The sequence below is a fragment of the Pseudoxanthobacter sp. genome (assembly GCF_036822375.1).
Taxonomy (GTDB): Bacteria; Pseudomonadota; Alphaproteobacteria; order Rhizobiales; family Segnochrobactraceae; genus Pseudoxanthobacter.
The window spans coordinates 1-21,791 of record NZ_DAISHT010000047.1; the positions used below are offsets into that span (position 1 = coordinate 1).

Here is a 21,791-nt window from a genome sequence, read left to right on the forward strand (position 1 = left end):
GGATCAGGCTTGCGCCCATTGTCCAATATTCCCCACTGCTGCCTCCCGTAGGAGTCTGGGCCGTGTCTCAGTCCCAGTGTGGCTGATCATCCTCTCAGACCAGCTAAGGATCGTCGCCTTGGTAGGCCGTTACCCCACCAACTAGCTAATCCTGCGCGGGCCCATCCATCGGCGATAAATCTTTCCGCCTCAGCGCTTATACGGTATTAGCTCACGTTTCCATGAGTTGTTCCGTACCAATGGGTAGGTTCCCACGCGTTACTCACCCGTCTGCCGCTCCCTCCGAAAAGGGCGCTCGACTTGCATGTGTTAGGCCTGCCGCCAGCGTTCGTTCTGAGCCAGGATCAAACTCTCAAGTTCAAAGAGTTGTCCCGACATCGGTCACGCATTGACGAGGTCACATCAGGGCTCAAACCAGCTATCCAGCCAGCGAACCCTTGTGAGCTCTACGCGTCCGGCGTCGATCTTGTCTCTTCATGACCGGACACCCTATCCAGAGCATCCAATCCGCAAGACCACGCCGCCTGCGTTTCTCTTTCTTCCATCCAGATTGTCAAAGAACAGAGGACAATGCCTCAAAACCAAACCAAACCGTCAAACATCCCTACCCCGGCTCACACCAGAGCAGAAAGCCCAACCCTGTCAGGATCAGTCAACAGAACAACCAACCAAACCCCGGCGCCGAAGCGCTCAGGGCGTCGGCGCCCCGTCAGTGACCCGGCTTATAAGACCGCCGGGCCGGACACGTCAACTCGGATTTTGAAAATTTTTGCGGCAGAACGCCCAAAATTTCCGCAACCCATTGAAGGATGGGCCTCTTTCGAGGCCCATCCACAGCCGGCATCAGGCGTCCGTCAGCACCGTTTCAGCGATCTCGATACCGAATCCGCCGAGTCCCACATATTGCCGCTCGGACGAGGCGATGACGGAAATCGACCGGACGCCCAGATCGCGGAGAATCTGTGCCCCCGCGCCAATCTCGCGCCAGCGACTCATCCGGGCGAGTGCCGATGAATGGCGTTCCCCGTCCTTGCCCGGCTCCGGCTGTTCCGCCGGTCCGCTCTCCGCATGGGCTTCGCGCAGATAGATCAGCACGCCGCAGCGCGCCGAGCGAATGCGTTCCATCGCGGGTTCGGCCCAGCCCCGGCCGGCGCCGATTCCAAAGGTATCGGAGATCGGCTGTTCGCGATGAATTCGGCACGGCACGTTTTCCGCGCCCGAAACATCGCCGAACACCGCCACGAGATGCTCAAGCGGCTCGAAGGGCGAGCGGTAGACGTAGACCTGCGCCGGCAGGCCGGCGATGGCAAGGGAACGCTCGGAAACCCGGGAAACCAGTGCCTCGGTACGCAGCCGATAGGCGATGAGATCCTCGATCGAGATGATCTTGAGGCCATGTTCGCGCGCAAACGGCACCAGCTGCGGCAGACGCTTCACCGTACCGTCGTCGTTGACGATCTCCGAGAGCACGGCCAGCGGCTCGAGGCCGGCAAGGCGCGCCAGATCGACGCCGGCCTCGGTGTGCCCGGAGCGCGACAGCACGCCGCCTGCCTTGGCGATGAGCGGAAAGATATGTCCGGGCCGCAGAAAGTCGCCGGCGATGCAATTGCGGTTCGCCAGCGCGCGAGCGGTGTTACAGCGCTCTTCGGCGGAAATGCCGGTGGTCATGCCGACCTTGTAGTCCACCGTGACGGTGAAGGCCGTGCGCATCGGATCGAGATTCTGTGCCACCATCGGTGCCAGATTCAGTTCCGCCGCCCGCTCGCCCGTCATCGGAACGCAGAGGATTCCGCTGGTATGGCGGATCATGAAGGCGATCTTCTCCGGCGTCGCCGCGGCGGCCGCCAGAATGAGATCGCCCTCGTTCTCGCGATCCGTATCGTCCACCACGACGACCAGCTCGCCTTCGGCAAAGGCCTTTACAGCCGCCTCGATCCTGTCGAGTTCCATGAGATTCGACTACCGTTTCTCGAAGGCCGGCACCGCGCAGTGCAGCGCCAGACCGGGGCGGCGCCTGCGCAGCACGCCCTGTCCGCCGGACAACCCGGCAATGAAAACGCCCGGCCGATGGGAGCGGCCGGGCGCACTAACGAAGCGGATCCGTCTGCCTTTGGCAAGACGGACCGGTCAGTCCGCGAGCCGGCCGGCGACCAGGGCCCTCAGGGTCGCCAGATCGCGGGCAAAGAGGCGGATGCCCTCGGCCAGCTTTTCCGTGGCCATCGCATCCTCGTTCATGCCCCAGCGGAAGGCCCGCTCATCGAGCACGATACGGGCGGGGACATCGCCCTCCGCCGCGTCAGGCGAAAGCCGCCGTTCCAGAGGCCCGTTGTCGGCGGCCAGCGTTTCCAGCAATGCCGGCGAAATCGTCAGCCGGTCGCAGCCCGCCAGCGCCTCGATCTCACCGGGATTGCGGAAGGAAGCCGCCATCACCACCGTTCTGATGCCGTGGGCCTTGAAGGTGCGGTAGATCTCGCGCACCGACTGCACGCCCGGGTCTTCCTCGGGCGTGAATGTCTTGCCCGTGGATTTGACATACCAGTCGAGGATGCGGCCGACGAAGGGCGAAATCAGGAACGCCCCGGCATCCGCCGCGGCAATCGCCTGAAGACGGGAGAAGATCAGCGTCAGATTGCAGTCGATCCCCTCGCTCTGCAGCACTTCAGCAGCCCGGATGCCCTCCCACGTCGCGGCAACCTTGATGAGGATGCGCTCCCGCCCGATGCCGCGGGCGGCATAGGCGGCAATGACGGCGCGCGCCTTGTCGACGGTGGCCGCGGTGTCGAACGACAGGTCGGCATCGACCTCGGTAGAGACGCGGCCCGGCACCAGCGCGGTCAGCGCCGCACCGACGGAAACCGCCAGTCGATCGGCGACCGCGCCGGCAACCGCTGCCGGCGTTCCGCTCTGGGCGCGGCCCCAGGCCACCGCCTCATCCAGCGTTTCGGCAAAGCGGGGCAGGCTCACGGCCTTCAGCACCAGCGTCGGGTTCGTGGTGCAGTCCACCGGCTTCAGCTGGCTTACGGCATCGATGTCGCCGGTATCGGCGACAACGACGCTCATCTGACGCAGTTGGTCAAGCTTCGAGACCATGGCTGTTACAGCCTCCCTCGCTTACGCGTTACCAGAAAGCCCCCGCGCCTCAGCGGGCGGCCAGTGCACGGGCCTTCGGAACGATCGCTTCCACGGTCAGGCCGAAATGGCGATAGAGTTCACCGGCCGGCGCCGAAAGGCCAAAGCCGCGCACGCCGACGACATCGTCCTCACGCGCCACATAGCGCGTCCAGCCAAACGGAGAAGCCGCCTCGATGGCAAGGCGCGGGGCGGTGCCGAGCACCGCAGCGCGATAAGCCTCGTCCTGCTCGTCGAAGCGCTCCCAGCACGGCATGGACACGACCGCAGCGCGGATGCCCTCGCCGGCCAGCGCCTCGGCGACGCTGATGGCCAGGCTGACCTCGGTGCCGGTCGCAAGCAGGGTGATATCGCGGGCACCATCCGCCTCGCGCAGCACATAGGCACCACGGAACGGCTGCACGGCCGTGGCCGGATCGCGACGCACCTGCGGAACGGCCTGGCGGGAGGCAACAAATGCGCTCGGCCCCTTGCGGGTCAGCGCATCGTACCAGGACTCCAGCGCCTCCACGACATCCGCCGGGCGATAGACCCGCAGGCCCGGAATGGCCCGCAGGGCGGCAAGATGTTCCACCGGCTGGTGGGTCGGGCCGTCCTCGCCGAGGCCAATGGAATCGTGGGTCAGCACATGCACCACCTGAGCGCCCATGAGGGCGCCGAGGCGGATAGCCGGGCGGGAATAGTCCGAGAACACCATGAAGGTGCCGCCATAGGGCAGATAGCCGCCATGCAGGGCGAGACCATTCATGATGGCCGCCATGCCGAACTCGCGGACGCCATAATTGATATGGCGGCCGGTGAAGTCCTCCCGCGTCATCGTCGCCTGCACCTTGGTCTTGGTCAGGACCGAATGCGACAGGTCGGCGGAACCGCCGAGCAGTTCGGGGATCGCCACGGTCAGCAGCTCAAGGGCGCGCTGGCTGGCGGCGCGGGTGGCGATATCGGCCGGCGTGGCCACGAGGGCACGCAGGCCCTCCTGTACACGGGCTTCCAGATCAGCCGGCAGGTGGCCGCCGACGCGGCGCAGGAACTCGTCCCGCACCGGGGCCCCGGCCGCCGCGAGGCGATTGTTCCAGCCGGCATGAACCGCAACCCCGCGCTCACCGGCCTTGAGCCAGACCGCGCGGATGGCTTCCGGCACTTCAAACGGCGCATAGGGCCAGCCGAGCGCGGCGCGCGTCTTCTCGATCTCGGCGGCGCCGAGCGGGGCGCCGTGGGAACCTTCGCTGTCCTGCTTGCCGGGCGAGCCGTAGCCGATGTGGGTGCGGGCCGAGATGAAGACCGGTTTGCCGAGCTGCTCGCCGAGCTTGCGGGCCAGCGTGAAGGCGGCATCGATGGCTTCCGGGTCGTGCCCGTCGACTTCCAGCGTCTCCCAGCCGGATGCGGCGAAGCGGGCGCGCATGTTGTCGGAGGTGGAAAGGCTGGTGGAGCCGTCGATGGTGATATGGTTGTTGTCGTGCACCACGATCAGCTTGGAAAGGCCATAGTGACCGGCGAAGGAAATCGCCTCCTGGCTGATGCCTTCCATCAGGCAGCCGTCGCCGACGAACACCCATGTGCGGTGATCGACCAGATCGGCACCGAACTCCGCAGCCAGCTTGCGTTCGGCCAGCGCCATGCCAACCGCGGTAGCAAGCCCCTGCCCCAGCGGGCCGGTGGTGGTTTCGACGCCTTCCAGATGGCCATATTCCGGGTGGCCGGCGGTGCGCGCGCCGAACTGGCGGAAGCGCTTCAGCTCGTCCAGCGTCGCCTGCTCATAGCCGGTCAGGTGCAGCAGGGCATAAAGCAGCATCGAGCCGTGGCCGTTCGAGAGCACGAACCGGTCGCGATCGGGCCAGTGCGGCGCCTTCGGATCAAACCGCAGATGGCGGGTGAACAGCACGGTAGCGAGATCGGCCATGCCCATCACCATGCCCGGATGGCCGGACTTCGCCTTCTCCACGGCATCGATGCCCAGAAAGCGGATCGCATTGGCAAGGTCGCGGTGGGAGACGGCGGTTTCTGCTGAAGCCATGGCGCGGTGGTCCTCAAATTCAGATCCGAACGCGGCCGCGCAACTCCGCAGCCGGACGTTCACTCATGCTGCGCGCACCAAAGTGCGTGCACCCCCCTCTTGGCAAGAGAAAACCTGCATTCCTGCGTTCTTTGCAGGCAAAATCGGCCTCCGGTTGCCTTTCCGGCAACCATCATGACCGCCGCGCAACACCATCGCGGGCACCCTGACACGTCTTGATGGCGGTCGACGAAAAACACAATAAAGGCGCGACTCGGGATGCACCTCAGGAGCAACAGAGGTCTTGGCCTGCGAATCTCGCCAATCTCCGCGCATATGGATGGCGTCCCCGAGGGACGGGAAACAGGCGCCGCGGAACATCCCGATCACGATGGGGAGAAGAACATGTCGACCGTTCCGAAGCCCGGCGCGGCCCCGGCCTATGCGGAGCGGGTTGCACGCCATGTTCCCGGCATGGACGACCTCCATCGCATGACCGCACTGCTGCTGGCGGAGCGGGTGCCCGCTGACGGGCGTATCCTCGTTCTCGGCGCCGGGGGCGGGCTGGAGTTGCGCGCCTTCGCCGGGATGCAGCCCGGCTGGCATTTCGATGGCATCGATCCATCGGAAGAGATGATTGCTCAGGCACGCACTTTCCTTGGCCCGGCAAGCGACCGTGTCACCTTTCATGAAGGCTATATCGACACCGCTCCGGAAGGGCCTTTCGACGGGGCGGCTTGCCTGCTGACCCTGCACTTCCTGCCGCGCGAGGAACGCTTGCGGACGTTACGCGACGTCCGGCGCCGCCTTCGTCCGGGGGCACCGTTCGTCGTGGCGCACCACAGCTTTCCGAAGGCCGGAGGCCAGCAGGACCTCTGGCTCCGCCGCAATGCCGCGTGGCTGGTGGCGGCAGGCGTGCCGGAGGTGCGGGCGCTGGCCGGCATCGCCGCTCTGAAGGAACGCCTCCCCGCGCTGTCCCCGGAAGAGGACGAGGCGCTGCTGCGCGCCGCAGGCTTCACCGACGTCCAGCTCTTCTATGCCGCGTTCACCTTCAGGGGCTGGGTTTGCTTCTGCCCCGGAAAGTGACCGACAAACAGACGGGGCCGGAGAACCGGCCCCGCTGTGTTCGGACAAGACTGCATGAGCATCGGCCGGTTCGGCAGGACCGACGCCGCTATGCGATTGCGGACGCCGTTTCCACCCACCTTCTCAGGATTGGAAGATGCCGGCGATGCCGGAATAGACACCGAGCGCGCACATCACCACGGTGACGGTCCAGACCACGACGGCATAGCGTCCCTTGAGACGATAAGGCTCCGGCAGCGCCTTCTGCGACAGGACCACCAGAAAGCCCAGCACGATCGGCAGCAGCAGCGCGTTCAGCACCTGCACGAAGATGTTGATGTCGATGAGGTTGGCGCCGGACAGGACAATCGACACACCGACCACCAACACCGCGCCGTAGACCACATAAAACCAAGGAGCCTGCTTCACGCCATCGCCCAGGCTGCGGCGATAGCCGGTCACCTCTCCCAGCCCCCACGCTGCCGTGAGGCTGACGACGATGGCCGCGACCAGCGATGCCCCGACCATGCCGAGGGAGAACAGGATGCGGCCCGCGTCATAGCCGAGATGGGGCGTGATCGCATCGCTGATCTGCTCAACCGTATTGAGATCGACGCCGCCGTCGTTGTTGGCCCACAGCGTGGCCGCCGTTGTCACCAGCATCGCGATCATCACAAGCTGCGTAACGACGGAACCGATGGCCGTATCCCAGCGCGAATTCTTCAGGTCTCCGACTGTCAGGCCTTTATCGACGACCGCCGACTGCTGATAAAAGATCATCCACGGCATCACGACAGCGCCGATATTGGCTGCAACAAGGAAGAGATAACCGGAATTCGATATCGGGAAGCTCGCCAGACCCGTCATGACCTGATCCGGGTCGGGCTTCGACAGGACCATGGTAACGAGAAAGACGAGTTCGAACAGGCCGATGCCGATCGCAACGCGCTCCACCCGCATATAGGAGCCCGTCAGAACCATGATCACCAGAAACAGCGTGACAGCCCCCGTGGAGGCCCACATCGGAATGCCCCACATGAGCCCGACGCCGGCAACGCCGCTCATCTCGCACACAATCGCACCGGCACAGGCCACGATCAGCGTGGAGACAGAAAGCCACGCCCAACCGCGGCCGAAATGCGATTCGATCAGCTCGCCATGCCCCTTGCCGGTCACGACGCCGAGCCGGATGGTGAGTTCCTGCACCATATAGACGATCGGGATCAGAATGATCTGCGCGGAGAGCAACGTGTACCCCCACTGCGCGCCGCTCTGCGCGGCGGTTATGAGGCTGCCAGCGTCCGTGTCCGCGAGCATGACCACAAGTCCGGGCCCCATCACGGCCATATAGGCCAACAGGGCGGAGCGGCGGGTAAGACGTGGCGCAGAAGGATTTTGAGCAAATCCAGACTTGGTGATGTCATTCATGTTTCTGAGCCCAAGATGAAATCGATAATCTTGGCTAACCCAGCCACATCGGAATATCAAATGCTGATTTCTTGAATGATAAAATAGAAGAAATATATTTTCTTTATTTATAATAATTCTTCCGAGTTATATTTGATGTCACACGAACGATAAAACGCACTCAAACCGGAATTCTGTCTGTAGCCGACCAAGAGGGCTCGCCTGCGCAGGCGCGAAGACAGCCCCACAACCGGGACTGTCGCCACCTGTCTGGTGTTTGGGAAATGGAACGGGTGTCGCCGTCGCAGCGGTCGCGGGACATAGGACATCGCCGGCAGGGAACTGCCCTGCCGGCGACGTGTTGCATCCATATCCGGCATCAGGCCCGGCGGCGGGGATCGCGCAGCATTGCGATGGCATCGACCGTGAACGTACACACGACAAATGCCGCCGCGGCAAAAATAGTCGTTCCGATAACCACCGGGAAATCGCCGTCGAGCGCGGCGCCGATGGCGAGACGGCCGACACCATCGAGCCCGAAAATCGTCTCCGTCACGATGGCGCCGCCCATCAGCGCGCCCAGCTCCAGCCCGGCCAGCGTGATTACCGGGTTGATCGCCACGCTCAGGGCATGGTCGAAATAGACCCTGTTTTCCGACACCCCCTTGGCACGGGCGGTACGGATGAAATCCTCCCCCAGCACATCCAGCATGGAACCGCGCACGATGCGCTGGAAAAGCCCGATTTCCGCCAGAGCAAGCGTCAGCCACGGCAGGAAGAGGTGGCGCGCCCATTCGAAGGGATCGCGCGTCAGCGCCTTGTAGCCGCTGGAGGGGAACCACCGCAGTCCGATCCCGGTCAACTGATAGAACAGGAAATAGGACAGCAATATTCCGCTGAGGAAAGTGGGCACCGACAAACCCGCATAGGCACCGATCGCCAGCACACGATCCGTCCAGCTTCCGGGCCGGCGCGCGGCGATGACACCGGTGAGAATGGAGATCAGCATCCAGATCACCAGCGCACCGAGGGCCAACGACAGAGTGACATGCACCTTGGAGAGGATCAGGTCGGTGACAGGCGCCTGCTTGCGGAACGAATAGCCCAGCGCCGGCGGCCAGTGGAACAGCCCCATGGGCGCGCCCTGAATATCTGGTCCGCGGAAAAGATAGCCCCAGAGCTGGCGATACCACGGCTCGTTCAGCCCGAGCGAGCGCGCGATGGCGTCGATGCTCTCCTGCGTGGCGTTGCGGGGCGCCAGCATGGCGGCGGGGTTGCGATAGGCAAGGCGCGTCAGCCCGAAGGCGATCAGCAGAACCAGCAGCAGCGTCAGCGCCGCGCGCGCACCAAGCAGCACGAGCGGGGTCAGATGGCGCGCGAGGGTGCGCACCGGCAAGGGCAGCGTCAGGGCAGCGGTGGCCATGGCGGGCTTCCTTTCAGGCCTGATGGCGCGGATCGAGCACCTGCCGCAGTCCGGCGCTGAGGGTGTTGAAGCCGGCAACCGTCAGGAACAGGGCCAGTGCAGGCGCTGCTAGGAACCACGGCTGCACCTGATAGAGCGCGGTACGCTGGGCATCGGAAATCATGTTGCCCCAGCTCGGGTCGGGCGCCTGAATGCCGACCCCCAGAAAGGACAATGTGGCCTCTGCAATGATGTTGGCAGGCAATTGTACTGCCCAGTAGACGATCAGCAGCGGGGCGATATTGGGCAGGATCTCCCGCAAGAGGATCCGAGCGGTGCCCGCGCCGCTCATGCGCGCGGCTTCCACCAGCGGGCTGGAGCGCAGGCGCACCACCTCCGCACGCGTGATGCGCGCAAAATAAGTCCACGAGAACAATGCGATGATCAGCACGACCACGAGCGTGGCCGGCAACAAAGGCTCGCCGCTGTCGCTTCTGTTGAGGGCAATGAGCCCCAGCGCCGTGACAACGAAGGGAAAGGCCAGCGCGACATCGATGCCGAGCGAGATGAGGCGATCCGAGCGCCCTCCGACGAAACCGGCGACGAGCCCCACGAAAGTGCCGATCAGCAGCGCAAGCGTGGTCGCCGGGATGCCGACCAGCAGCGAGACCTGCGCACCGTAGAGCGTACGCACCAGCACGTCGCGGCCGTTGCCGTCGGCGCCCAGCGCAAAGCCGTTGCCGGGGCCGATCGGCAGCCCCTCCGGTGTCACCGCCACGTCGCGGAACTGCTCGGTCGGTCCGTGGCCGGTCAGCGCGGCGGCCACCGGCGCGGCCAGCGCGGCGAGCACAACGAGAATGACAATGGCGCCCCCTACTCGCACCGAAAGCGTGCGCCACAGGGTGCGTGCCAGCAGCCGCGCGCTCCCCGCCGGCGAGGCAGGCGCGGCGTCCGCTCCCAGGGGCAGGGCCCAGAGGCTGTCGGAAAGACGATCGGAGGCGCTGTCAGACATGTTCTTCAACCCCGGCAGGGCGCGAAAGCGCAGCATGGGCAGCAAGGCGCCGGCCCGGCACAGCAGCCAGCAGGCGGCGGGTGTAGGGATGCTGCGGATCGCGGAAAACAGCCTCCGCCGACCCTTCCTCGACAATGGAGCCCTCGTTCAGCACCACCACCCGGTCGCAGAGATCGCCCACGAGGCCGAGATCGTGGGAAATGAACAGGAATGCCGTTCCAAATCGCTCGCGCAGCGTGCGGATGAGACGGACGATGTGATGCTGGGTCGTGATATCGAGCGCGGAAACCGGTTCGTCAGCCACCACGAGCCACGGCTGCAAGGCCAGCGCGCGGGCGATGGCCACCCGCTGCCGCTGCCCGCCGGAAAGCTGGGCAGGAAATCGCGTGGCCAGTTCCTCCGGCAACTCGACCGCCTGCAGAAGCCGGCGCGCCTGCACATCCAATCGCCGGCGATCGCGCTCGCCGGCAATGCGGAACGGCTCGGCCAGAATATCGCCAATCCGACGGCGCGGATTAAGGCTTGCATAGGGATCCTGAAAGACGAGTTGCACCGCTGCGCGGGTCTGCCGGTCCAGTGCCGGCGCACCGCGGCCAGGCTGGTTATAGATCTGCCCGGCAAGGGCAACACTGCCGCCATCCGGCCTGTCCAGCCCGGCAACTACGCGGCCAAACGTGGATTTGCCGGACCCGGATTCTCCGACGAGGCCGAGGATCTCGCCGGGTGCGATGTGCAGCGAGATGCCGTTCAGAACCTGCCGGTTACCGCCCCGGCCGGCAAAACTGCGGCAGACACCTTCCGCTGCCAGCAGCACGGCCCCGGGCGCGCGCGGTGCCGGTGTTTCCGCCGGCCGCTGGTGGCGCGCGGCTGCGATGAGCGCTCTCGTGTAGGCTTCGCGCGGGCGGGTCCAGATCGCCTCAAGCGGCCCCTGTTCCACCGCCCGGCCGTGGCGCATTACCAGAACGTCGTCGGCGATATCCGAGACCACCGAAAGATCGTGACTGACGAAGATCAGCGCCGTTCCATGGGCCTCCTGCAGGCGCTTCAGCAACGCCAGAATGGCGGCCTGCACGGTTACATCCAGCGCGGTAGTCGGCTCGTCGGCAATGATCAGGCCGGGGTTGAGGGCAATCGCCATGGCGATCATAACCCGCTGCCGCATCCCGCCGGAAAACTGGTGGGGAAAATCATCCATCCGCGCGGCGGGGTTGTGAATACCCACGTCGGCCAGCAGCGCCAGCACCCGCTCGCGCAGCGCGCGCCGGCCTGTACGCTCATGGGCGGTTATGGCTTCGCCGATCTGATAACCGACCGGCTTCAGCGGATGCAGGTTGCTCTGCGGGTCCTGAAACACGAACCCGATCTCCCGCCCCCGCAAGGCCCGAAGCCGGCGCGGACCAAGGCCGATGATATCCTGCCCCTTGTGCAGCACCCGGCCGGAGACCGCCGTGCCCGCCGGCATCAGCCCCGTGGCCGCCAGCAGCGACACGCTTTTCCCCGAACCGGATTCGCCGACGATTGCCAGCGTCCGCCCCGCTTCGACCGAGAACGACACCCCGCTGACGAGAGTGCGTCCCGGAACCCGCACGCTGAGGTCTTGGGCAGCAAGAACGGCCATGAACATCCTCTCCGCGAGACAGATTGGGCAGACGCCCCGTTCGCAGACAACGCCTGCCGGCGAACGGGGCGGCTTCATCACTCCTTGATGGCAAGGTTGGTGATGTCGGCCTGCACGGCGAGCGAGGACCAGGTCCAGTTGTCCACCCGGTCGGAGGTGAGCGCGATCTTCCGCTTCTCGAACAGCGGAATCCAAGGCAGGTCGGCGGAAACGATGCGGTCTGCCTTGGTCCAGAGCGGGCCGGGATCGTCCGAGACATAAGCCGCGGCCGCCAGCTTGTTCAGTTCCTTGTTGTCGTAGCAGATCGAATAGACGTTTCCGGTGCCGCACGGCGCGGCATCGGAATTCAGCCAGCCGCCGAGCAGCATGCGGGTCGAGGGACCCTGCCAGTCGGGGGCGAAATTCGCGCTGAGGAACACATCCCAGCGGCTCGCCTCGTCCTGCACATAGGCCCGCCACTGCGCCTCCGGCAGCGGCAGCAGATTGAGCGTGATGCCGGCACGGGCCACGTCTTCCTTGATCGTCACGGCGATCGTCTCGGACTGGGCATCCGTGCGATAGATCGCATCGAGAGTGATGCCATCGGGATAGCCCGCCTCGGCAAGCAGCTTCTTCGCCTTCTCCGGATCGCCCTTGTAGCCCTCGGTCGGATAGGGATCGAAAGGCTCGTGGCCCAGAATGGTGGAGGTGATGATCTGCGTCAGCGGGACCGCAGCGATGTCACCGCCCTGCGTCTGCACCAGATGCGCGCGGTTGACCGCATAGGTCAGGGCCTCGCGCACACGCTTGTCGCGCAGCGCCGTGGCGCCCGGGCTTTTCGCCTGCGGGCGAGCATTGATGGTGATGAAATTCGCCGCGCCGGAGTTGGAGGCGTGCAACTGCCCCTGCCCGCCAGAACGGAAGCGCTGAATGGCAGCCGCCGGCGGCACGTCGAGATAAAGTGAGAGATCGGCTTCGCCGGCCTCGATCTTCTGCACGATGGTATCTTCGTTATTTGTCGTGAAATCGACAACGATCTCATCGACATAAGCTTTTCGAACAGGATCGGCTTCCGCCCTGTAGTCCGGCACCTTCTTCAGCACCAGCTCCTGGCCCTGCTCGTAGCTCTCCACATAGTAGGGACCGCTGGAGGGGAAATTCTTGCGGAACTCCACCGAGTCCGGGAAATATTTGGATGCAACTTCCGGGGGAAGCGGCGTGACGAAATTCATGGAGAGAATGTTCAGGAAATCGTAGTTCTTGGTATCGGAGCGCAGGACCAGCGTCCTGTCGTCCGGCGCCGAGACACCGGCGATCTCGTGGCCTTCCGTGAAGGCCTTCGTCGCCGCAAGATCGCCGGTCGGAACCTTGGCGAACGCCTTGCAGTAGTCGGCAAAACCGGAAAACGCGAGATTGAAATAATTGATTGCCGCGACCTGCTTGTTGGGGTCGCAGAAGCGCTTGATGGCATAGACGAAATCGCTCGCCTTGATGGCCCGGTCCGTGGGCCCGGCATAGCGGATGCCGTCGCGCAGGTGGAACGTGTAGGTCTTGCCGTCGGCGCTGACATCCCATGATTCAGCCAGATCGGGCACCAGCTTGGTATCGTCCTTGATATCCGACGAGGCACCCGGATAGCTGACGAGCTGCCGGGTGGTGGCGCGCAGGATTTCCCAGCTGTCGATGCTGTAGCCGGTTAGCGGGTCGAATGCGTCCAGATCGGGCGCGAGCGACGCAATGCGCAGTGTTCCGCCAGATTGCGGCTCAGCAAAAGATGGCGAAGCCGCCGAAATAACAATAATAGAAACGCCAGCATACAGCGATTCACGAATCATTATTTTAATTTTATTATGATACATAGACTTCTTTTCCATCATCAATTCGTGAATCACTTATAGAAAATGGCCGTCATAAGCGCACAGAACCAATCGCCATTTATTTATTGATATGGAACAAATTCAGCTCCATCCATAAGAGGGATCAAAAAATTGTTCCGGAATGCGGTTGTCTCTCGCTGGCGAACAGGCGATCCAGCCGGGCGATCGTGTCGGCATCCGCGCCGGTTACCCGCCCGGCGGCGGCCAGTTGCCACCAGCGCACGCCGCCGAGATAGACGGCGGAGAGCGTCGCGATATCGACGACCGCCTCGGCCGCGCCCGAGGCAAGGCGCTGCACACCGTCCGATGCAACGCGATAGAGGCCGTCATTGTCCGGCAGCAGCGCATCCTTCACCGCCAGTATCACCGGTTCGCCCGCACCGAAGCGCCGGCCGGACAATGCTCCCGCCACGTCTGTCAGGCGCAGCCAGGTCTCGTCACCCACCGCTTCCACGGTGGCCGCCCGGCTGTCCTCCAGAAGCCACGGCAGGGCGTCGTCCTCCGGCAGGCTGGCGAAGACGAGGCGGTGCGGCAGATCGAGCGAGAGCAGGAAGGAAACCAGCCCGGAATGCGCCTGCGGCGTCGCCGCCACCAGATCGCTGACGATCACGGTGCGCTCGCGGCCGGTGAACCATGTGTCATGGCCGACCGGATGATAGCGCGCGAACCCTTCCTCCCGCCCCGGGGCGCCGTAAAGCGCCACATAGGCCGGTCCGCCGGCACGTTGCAGAAAGCCCCGGTTCAGGGTCCACCAATAGGGCGAACGGGCAATGGCGCCCGGCCGCGTGCGGCCGGCAACGCGCTCGTAGACGGCGGCGATGATATCGAAGGCATCGGCCGCCGGCAGGAGGCGCACGGCCCCGCGCCCTTCCGCGCCCTGCCGCAGCCGGGCACGCTCCCTTTCCACGACGATGCGCGCCGAACGGCCGGCCACGGCATATCCGAACCGGCCGTAGATGCGCGCGTCGGAAGCCCGCAGGTTGGCGACGACCTCGCCGGCGGCGCGGATATCGGCAAGCTGGGCAGCGATGAGGCGCGAGAGGATACCGCGCCGGGTGTGAGTGGGCGCGACGCCCACATGGGTGACGGCAGCCTGCCGGACGCGCGCGCCGCCGGGCACGGCAAGCCAGCCGGAATAGGAATCGACCGTGCCCACCAGATTGTCGCCCTCGAACGCGCCGAACGTGCGGCCGGGTTCGAAGGTGCGGGCAACGAAAGCCGCGTCGAGCGGACCGGGATCGGGCAGGCCCAGCATCGCGGTCCGGAACGTCCGCGTCGCGGCGATGAAATCGTCGTCGCCCTTGAGACGGCGGATGTGGATACCGCTGGTCATGGCCGACGCCTCATTCCGCCGCCACCGCGGCCGCCGGCTGGCGCGGCGGCTCCGCGATCACCCGCGGTCGCGGCAGTTCGCCCGTCAGCACCGCACTGCCGATCTCCCGCGCGCGGTAGGAAACCGGATCGTGCACCGTGTGGGTGCGGGCATTGCGCCAGTAGAGATCGAAGCCATAGCGGTTTGCGGTCGCCCGCGCGCCCATGGCCTCGTAGATGTTGGCCGTAACCGCCAGCGAGACATCGGTGGCGATCACCTTGGCCTCGTCGATGATGACGGCGAGGCGGCCCCACGTTCCGGCATCGAGGGCCTCTCCCGCTTCAAGCGCCTGCTGATAGAGCCCGGCAGCCTTGTCGGCGAGCGCGACACCGGCGGAGATGCCGGCCGACCAGCGGCCGAACTGGACGAGATGGTAGGGATCGTCGACTGCCCTCTCCAGCCCGGATTCCGGCCACGCGCGGCTGTTGTTGCGCACATAGTCCGCCGCGGCATGCAGCGCGCCTTCGGCAATGCCGAGATAGAGATTGATAAAGATGAGCTGGCTGAACAGCGTCCTCAGCCCATCCCGCAGGTCGGCATCGCCACCGAAGCGTTCCAGCCCGGAAAGACGCTCATGCTCGCCGACGACGACATTGTCGAAGCGCACGCTGCCGCTTGCCGTCAGGCGCTGGCCCAGATTGTCCCAGTCGGACGCCGCCGTGAGGCCGGCGCGGTCGGGCGGCAGCTGATAGTGCACGCGTCGGCCGTTGTCCCAGAAGGTAGCGGTGATGACCTGTGCCACCGCCGTGCCTGTGGCGAATGTGCGGGTGCCGTTCAGGTAGGTCCTGCCGTCCTCGGCATGCAGGACCTCGCTCCACTGGTCACGCGGATTACTGACGCCGCCCTGGAACCAGCCCTTGGCCGCGACGCCCCGGGCGGTTTCCTCCCACTGGGCACGGGTGCCGAGAATGTAGGTCCAGACGCCGTTTGAATAATGATAGGCAATGAGCTGGCCGATGGAGCCGTCCGCCGCCGAAATGATGCGTGCGACCTGCAACGCCTGCGTCAGGTTCGCCCCCTGCCCGCCGAACGCACGCGGCACGGCCAGTCCCAGCAGCCCGGCCCGCCGCAGCAGCCCGATTTCCTCATGTGGGTCTTTGTTGGCACGGTCGCGGGCCACCGCGGTGGCGGCAAGATCGGCGGCCACCGCGCGCGCGGTCGCCTCCCACCGCGCGAATTCGGTCGGAGAAAGGCCTGCATAGGGCACGACGGCCGGGCTTTCGGCCCCGGAATGTGCGGCGGCGGAATCGGTCATGGCAAAGCTCACTCGCTGCGCGGAGCGCACGGTCACGCGGACCTGCACTGCACACTCGGGACGACAGGGAGATGGTCCGGCCCGCCTGCCGGGCCGGAGCGGTTCGGAAAACGGGGGCGCGGCTCAGCCGGTCGCCACCAGCCCGCGATCCCGCAGGATTGCGCCGGCGCCTTCGCCGAAGGCCCAGGCCTCCTCGATGTGCGGCTGGCCGGACAGGATGAAGTGCTCAAAGCCGAGAGCGTGATATTCGGCTATGCGGTCGGCAACCTGCGCGTGGCTGCCAACCAGCGCCGTGCCGGCCCCACCACGAACGAGGCCGTAGCCGGCCCAGAGATTGGGCGAGACCTCCAGTGCCCGCACATCGCCGCCCGCCAGCGCCTTCTCAGCGTGGCGGGTGGCCAGCGCAGTCATCACCTGCTGGCCAACGGACTGGGTGCGCGCCAGAATCTCGTGCGCCTTCGTCACCCGCTCCAGCGAAATGGTGCTGATGAGGCGCTGGGCCTCCTGCCAGGCGAGCTTTTCGGTCTCGCGCCCGATTACATGCAGCCGGATGCCGACGCTGATGCGCCGCCCCTTCGCCTCCGCAAGCCGGCGCACGCGGGCCAGCCGCTCGCCGGCCTCTCGCGGCCCCTCGCCCCAGATCAGCCAGACATCGGCGGTTTCCGCCGCCACGTCCTCGGCTGCCGGGCTGGCACCGCCGAAGAACAGCGGCGGCAGGCCATATTCACCAAAGCCGATCTGGGCCCCCTCGATCTGGTAATGCCGGCCGGCAAAGTCATACCGCCGGTCGGGGGCGACCGCCGCCAGCCCGCGCAGAATAGTCAGGAACTCACGGGTGCGTTCGTAGCGCTGGTCGTGGTCGAAATGGTCGCCGAAGCGCTTCTGCTCGAGGGGGTCGCCCCCGGTCACGATGTTGAGCAGCAGCCGCCCCTCGGTGAGGCGCTGGAAAGTGGCGGCCTGATGGGCGGCCAGCGTCGGCGAAATCAGGCCGGGCCGAAAGGCCACCAGAAAGCGGATGCGGCGCGTCAGCTGCGACAGTGCGGCGGTGGTGATCCAAGCATCCTCGCACCACGTTCCGGTGGGCGTCAGCACGGCCTCGAACCCGGCGCGCTCGGCGGCCCGCGCCACGTCCGCCAGATAGTCCAGCGTCGGTGCCCGCAGGGAGCGTTGCGAGGGGCCGTTGCCGAGATGGGAATCGTCGCCGGAGCCGACGATCTCGCGGCTGTCGCCGTTGGTGGGCAGGTACCAGTGAAGATGCAGGCTCATTGCGCTGCCTCCGCGGCCAGAGCGGCAAGATTGCGAAACCGGGCGCCGGGATGATCGGCGGCCAGCCGGTCACGCCCCTGAAACCGCCCGCGCAGCGTCGCGCCCTGCGCCTCACGCGGCCGGATACGGCCCCGGCGACGCAGTTCCGGCACCACGAAGGTGATGAAATCCTCGAAGGATCCGGGGCTGACGACATAGGAAAGATTGAAGCCGTCGACACCGCCTTCCTCGGCGATGCGCTCCAGTTCGTCGGCGACGCGCGTCGGCGAACCAACGATCTTGGGATGAATGCCGCCGATGCCGATATAGTCGGCGATGTCGCCCACGGTCCAGCGGCGCTCCGCGTCGAGGGCGGTCAGGCCGGCCAGCGCCGAGCGCCCGGCATTGGTTTCGATATATTCCAGCGGATGATCGAGGGCATATTGCGACCAGTCCACGCCGGTCCACGCGGAAAAGAGCGCCAGCGCCGCCTCGCGGCTGGTGTAGGAGAGATAATCGCGATATTGCGCTTCCGCCGCCTCGTCGGTTGCCGCCGGCACCACGGCCACGGCGGTGATGAAGCGGATCGCGTCTGGCGCCCGGCCCAGTTCCACAGCCCGTGCCCTGATGGCCTCCACGGAGCGCCGGATCTGCGCGGTATTGGTGCCGCCGAGAAAGACGACCTCCGCATTGCGGGCTGCAAATTCGCGCCCGCGCGGAGAAGTTCCCGCCTGAAACAGCAGCGGCGTGCGCTGGGGGCTCGGTGCGCAAACATGGGCATCCGGCACCCGAAACCAGCGTCCGTGGTGATTGATGGGGTGCACCTTGGCCGGGTCGGTATAGAGGCCCGCGGTGCGATCCCTCACGACTGCGTCGTCCTCCCACGAGCCTTCCCAGAGCTTATAGGTGACGTCGATGAATTCCTGCGCCCGGTCATAGCGCTCATCATGGTCGATCTGGCGTTCAAGACCCAGATTGCGGGCAGCGGATTCAAGCACCGAGGTCACGATGTTCCATGCCACACGACCGCGCGTCAGATGGTCGAGCGTGGTGAACTTGCGGGCCAGCAGATAGGGCTGCTCATAGGTGGCGGAAACCGTGACGCCGAAGCCGAGATGCCGGGTTGCAGCCGCCATTGCGGAAACCAGCAGCACCGGATCGTTGATCGGCGCCTGCGCCGCCGTCCGCAACGCGGCATCGGGCGTGCCGCGATAGACATCGAGCGGCCCCAGCGCATCTGCCAGAAAGAGCGCGTCGAACCCGCCCTCGTCCAGCAGCCGGGCAAGGCCGGTCCAGTATTCCAGCGTGGTATGGCGGTGAGCCTGATCGCGCGGATGACGCCACAGCCCGGCCGAGACATGGCCCACCACGTTCATGGCAAAACCGTTGAGGATAAAGGGCTTCTTCCCGCTCATGACGGATGCCTCAGGAATAATAGGTCGGCGCCGGATCGCGCCCATTCAGCGCCCAGTCACCGACCTCGATCACTTTGTAATGCACGGGATCGTGGGTGCTGTGGGTGCGCACGTTGCGCCAGAAGCGATCGAGGGCGAAGCTGCGGGCGGTGGAGCGTGCGCCTGTCAGCTCGAAAAGCCGGGAGGTGACCTCAAGAGCGACCTCCGTTGCGTGGATCTTGGCCTGATAGGCAACCGCCGCCGCATGGCCACGCCCGGCCTCGGTCAGCGCCTCACCCTGCGCGATCGCCTGCTGCAGCACAGCGCCGGCAGCGTCCGCCAGCGCCTCGGCAGAGGCCAGTGCCGCCGACAGGCGGCCGAACCGCTCGATCACCAGCACATCGTCGCCCGCGGCCAGCGCCGGTGATGTCACCCACGGACGACCGTGGGCATGGACATAATCCCGTGTCGCGGCCAGAGCGCCGCGGGCGGTGCCGACATAGAGTTCCGCGAACGCCAGCTGGATCAGCGGCACATGTACCGTGACATGGGGCGGATGTTCCGTTGCCTCCGGATAGTGCTGCACGAGATCGTCGCGGCCGACCGCCACGTTCTTCAGCGCGGCGCTGCCGCTCACGGTCAACCGCTGGCCGATATTGTCCCAGTCGTCACCGAAGCTCAGTCCCGGCGACGGATTGGCCACGATGAACTGCCCGATGTGACCGCCGGCATCCTGGCCGTCGATCACGGTGCCCGTTGCGAAGCGGACCCAGACGTGCAGGCTGTCGGCCACCGCCGCACCGCTGGTGAACGGCTTGGCGCCGTTCAGCACGAAACCGCCAGCGGTTGCGCGCGCCTCGATCAGTGGTTCATAGGCCGCCTGCGCGATGCCCGCGTGAAACCAGCCCCGATGCAGGAGACCATTGAGCCGCTTTTCCGCCAGCGCACGGTTGGCACCGCGCAAGGCAAGGGTGCTGCCGAAGAAATGATAGGATGCAAGCTGCGCGATGGAGGTGTCGCCCTCCGCCAGGATGCGGATGATGCGCAGGATTTCCGTCACGCTCGCACCGCCGCCGCCGAGATCGGCAGGAATGGCGATGGTGAGCAGCCCGGCTTCGCGCAGCAGCTGCACCTCGGCCACGGGCGGCCGGCCGGCGGCATCGCGCGCGGCGGCTGTTTCCGTCAGCCGGTCCGCCACGGCCCGGGCTGCCGCGGCCCACGCCGCAAAGCGCGGTCCCGGAGGTGCGACGGGCGGCAGGGTCGGGAAAACTGCATGAGCTGTCATTCGGGGCGCGCCTCGGACGTTGCCGCGCGGTGGGGAAAGCCATGGCGCGCGGCCGGATGATCGACAGGGGGGCGGGGCGCGGCGCCGAACAGGCGCTCGCGCAGGGTAAGGGGCACTTCGGGCCGCCCCGCGGGGCGGCGTCCGCGACGGATCAGTTCCGGCACCACGAGACGGGAAAAATCGACGAAGCTGCCCGGGCTGACCACATGGATGAGGTTGATGCCATCGGTGCCGGTCGCCTCCAGCCAGTCCTCCAGACCGTCGGCAACCGCAATCGGATCGCCAACGAAGGTGCGGGTGCGGCCGAAGCCGCCCTCCGGCGCCAGCGCCTGCCGCAGCGTCCACGAACGGCCGCCATCGGGATCGTCGAACATGCGCAGCAGCGAGCGGTTGGAGTTGGTCTCCAGATAGCGGATCGGCGCATCCTGATCGGCGTCAGAGAAATCGACGCCGGTCGAGGCCGAATAATGCACCAGCGCACCGGTCGCATCGTAGAAACGGCGATAATCGGCGAACCGGCTTTCCGCCTCTGCACGGGTCGGCGCCACCACGACGGCCACTGCACTGACAAAGCGGATGGCATCAGGGGCGCGTCCTTCCTCGCGGGCCAGTGCGCGGATGGTCTCGACATTGCGCCGAACCCCGGCGGCATCCGCTCCGGCCACGAAGACGAGCTCTGCATGGCGGGCGGCAAACCGCTGCCCGCGCGGCGAGCCGCCGGCCTGAAACAGCACCGGCACGCGCTGCGGGCTCGGCTGCGCAATATGCGGCCCCGGCACGCGGAAGAACCGGCCATGATGATCGATGGCGTGAACGCGGGCCGGATCGGCATAAAGCCCGTCCGGCCGTGCCGCGCTGCCTTTGTCTGCGACGACCGCATCGTCTTCCCACGAGCCCTGCCACAGCTTGTAGGCGACGGTAAGGAACTCATCCGCGCGATCGTAGCGTTCGTCGTGATCGACCTGCCGCTCCAGACCTAGATTGCGGGCCGCGCTTTCAAGTTGCGAGGTCACGATGTTCCACGCCACCCGACCGCCGGAAAGCTGGTCGAGCGTGGTGAATTTACGGGCCAGCAGATAGGGCTGCTCATAGGTGGTGGAAACCGTCACCCCGATGCCGAGATGCCGCGAGGCGCCGGCGAGGGCGGAGACCAGAAGCAGCGGATCGCTGAGCGGCGACTGCACCCCGCGGCGCAGGGATTCCGCTGCGCCACCGCCATAGGTATCGAGCAGCCCCAGCGCGTCGGCGATGAAGACAGCGTCGAAGCCACCCTCCTCAAGCACTTCAGCAAGCCCGATCCAATAATCGAGATCGTCGTGGCGGAAGGCCTGATCCTCATCATGGCGCCACAGCCCGTAATTGACGTGCGAAACGGCGTTCATGGTGAAGGCGTTCAGAATGATCTCGGACTTCGGCATCTTCAGACCGGCTCATCTTGCAACATACGGAACACGGTCCGCGGTGAGGGGAAGCACGTCGGAGGGGAAACAATCATCCCCTTTAATATCGGAGACCTGCTTCGCCACGCATGAGCTTCGTTCGATATGATGGTGGTCGACAGGGCACTGGCGACCACAGAGAAGCCTGAATTTCACAGGCGTTTTCAGTATCTTATAAAAACCACCGGCGCGATCCGGCAGACCGCCGGGGCTCGCGGATCATTTGTGCATCTATAATCTACATATTGACTAGATTAAAGTTATGCCATGCTCGGGGCCGCGCGTTGAGGAACAAATTGGTGCTGCCGCCCGACCGCCA

The 21,791-nt window shown here is 65.6% G+C and carries 15 protein-coding genes and 1 rRNA gene; 1 reads left to right on the forward strand and 15 read right to left on the reverse strand.

The genetic code is table 11. The features are described 5' to 3' along the window. The 4 genes from V7067_RS06845 to tkt all read right to left on the reverse strand — a co-directional run. A 16S ribosomal RNA gene (locus tag V7067_RS06845) occupies nucleotides 1-360 on the reverse strand; the annotation flags it as partial. A gap of 483 nt (nucleotides 361-843) precedes the next feature. Next, nucleotides 844-1,950 carry a 3,4-dihydroxy-2-butanone-4-phosphate synthase gene (gene ribB / locus V7067_RS06850; protein ID WP_334175140.1) on the reverse strand — a complete coding sequence of 369 codons (1,107 nt, stop codon included), beginning with the start codon at nucleotides 1,948-1,950 and terminating at the stop codon, nucleotides 844-846. A gap of 177 nt (nucleotides 1,951-2,127) precedes the next feature. Then, nucleotides 2,128-3,090 carry a transaldolase gene (gene tal, locus V7067_RS06855; RefSeq protein WP_334175141.1) on the reverse strand — a complete coding sequence of 321 codons (963 nt, stop codon included), beginning with the start codon at nucleotides 3,088-3,090 and terminating at the stop codon, nucleotides 2,128-2,130. Between the two features lie 49 nt (nucleotides 3,091-3,139). Further along, the gene (gene tkt, locus V7067_RS06860) at nucleotides 3,140-5,143 is read right to left on the reverse strand and encodes a transketolase (protein WP_334175142.1); all 2,004 of its coding nucleotides are present in this window, start codon (nucleotides 5,141-5,143) and stop codon (nucleotides 3,140-3,142) included. Between the two features lie 384 nt (nucleotides 5,144-5,527). On the opposite strand from tkt, the gene V7067_RS06865 reads away from it, so the two are divergent. Next, nucleotides 5,528-6,208 carry a methyltransferase domain-containing protein gene (locus V7067_RS06865; RefSeq protein ID WP_334175143.1) on the forward strand — a complete coding sequence of 227 codons (681 nt, stop codon included), beginning with the start codon at nucleotides 5,528-5,530 and terminating at the stop codon, nucleotides 6,206-6,208. Between the two features lie 123 nt (nucleotides 6,209-6,331). Here V7067_RS06865 and V7067_RS06870 read toward each other — a convergent pair whose 3' ends face one another. The 11 genes from V7067_RS06870 to V7067_RS06920 all read right to left on the reverse strand — a co-directional run bounded on the left by V7067_RS06870 (nucleotide 6,332) and on the right by V7067_RS06920 (nucleotide 21,451). Further along, on the reverse strand, nucleotides 6,332-7,615 hold the full coding sequence (locus V7067_RS06870; protein ID WP_334175144.1) for a divalent metal cation transporter: 1,284 nt from the start codon (nucleotides 7,613-7,615) through the stop codon (nucleotides 6,332-6,334). A 358-nt stretch (nucleotides 7,616-7,973) separates the two neighbouring features. Next, nucleotides 7,974-9,017, reverse strand: coding sequence for an ABC transporter permease (locus V7067_RS06875; protein ID WP_334175145.1), 1,044 nt, complete (start codon nucleotides 9,015-9,017; stop codon nucleotides 7,974-7,976). Nucleotides 9,018-9,030: 13 nt separating this feature from the next. After that, complete coding sequence (locus V7067_RS06880; RefSeq protein ID WP_334175146.1) at nucleotides 9,031-10,008, reverse strand: ABC transporter permease; 978 nt, start codon at nucleotides 10,006-10,008, stop codon at nucleotides 9,031-9,033. Further along, nucleotides 10,001-11,626: an ABC transporter ATP-binding protein gene (locus V7067_RS06885; protein WP_334175147.1), complete on the reverse strand. Its 1,626-nt coding sequence runs from the start codon at nucleotides 11,624-11,626 to the stop codon at nucleotides 10,001-10,003. The genes V7067_RS06880 and V7067_RS06885 overlap by 8 nt, the downstream gene beginning before the upstream one ends. A 77-nt stretch (nucleotides 11,627-11,703) precedes the next feature. Next, complete coding sequence (locus V7067_RS06890; RefSeq protein ID WP_334175148.1) at nucleotides 11,704-13,440, reverse strand: ABC transporter substrate-binding protein; 1,737 nt, start codon at nucleotides 13,438-13,440, stop codon at nucleotides 11,704-11,706. A gap of 145 nt (nucleotides 13,441-13,585) precedes the next feature. After that, complete coding sequence (locus tag V7067_RS06895; protein WP_334175149.1) at nucleotides 13,586-14,815, reverse strand: GNAT family N-acetyltransferase; 1,230 nt, start codon at nucleotides 14,813-14,815, stop codon at nucleotides 13,586-13,588. A 10-nt stretch (nucleotides 14,816-14,825) separates the two neighbouring features. Beyond that, complete coding sequence (locus tag V7067_RS06900; protein ID WP_334175150.1) at nucleotides 14,826-16,109, reverse strand: acyl-CoA dehydrogenase family protein; 1,284 nt, start codon at nucleotides 16,107-16,109, stop codon at nucleotides 14,826-14,828. Between the two features lie 123 nt (nucleotides 16,110-16,232). Beyond that, entirely contained in the window at nucleotides 16,233-17,375 is a 1,143-nt protein-coding gene (locus V7067_RS06905) for an LLM class flavin-dependent oxidoreductase (protein ID WP_334175151.1), read from the reverse strand. Next, complete coding sequence (locus V7067_RS06910) at nucleotides 17,372-18,769, reverse strand: LLM class flavin-dependent oxidoreductase (RefSeq protein WP_334175152.1); 1,398 nt, start codon at nucleotides 18,767-18,769, stop codon at nucleotides 17,372-17,374. Before V7067_RS06910 ends, V7067_RS06905 begins: the two co-directional genes overlap by 4 nt. A gap of 10 nt (nucleotides 18,770-18,779) precedes the next feature. Next, nucleotides 18,780-20,033, reverse strand: a complete 1,254-nt coding sequence (locus tag V7067_RS06915; protein WP_334175153.1) for an acyl-CoA dehydrogenase family protein — start codon at nucleotides 20,031-20,033, stop codon at nucleotides 18,780-18,782. Then, nucleotides 20,030-21,451 (reverse strand): NtaA/DmoA family FMN-dependent monooxygenase, encoded by a 1,422-nt coding sequence (locus V7067_RS06920; RefSeq protein WP_334175154.1) that lies wholly within the window; start codon nucleotides 21,449-21,451, stop codon nucleotides 20,030-20,032. The genes V7067_RS06915 and V7067_RS06920 overlap by 4 nt, the downstream gene beginning before the upstream one ends. Between the last annotated feature and the right edge of the window lie 340 nt (nucleotides 21,452-21,791).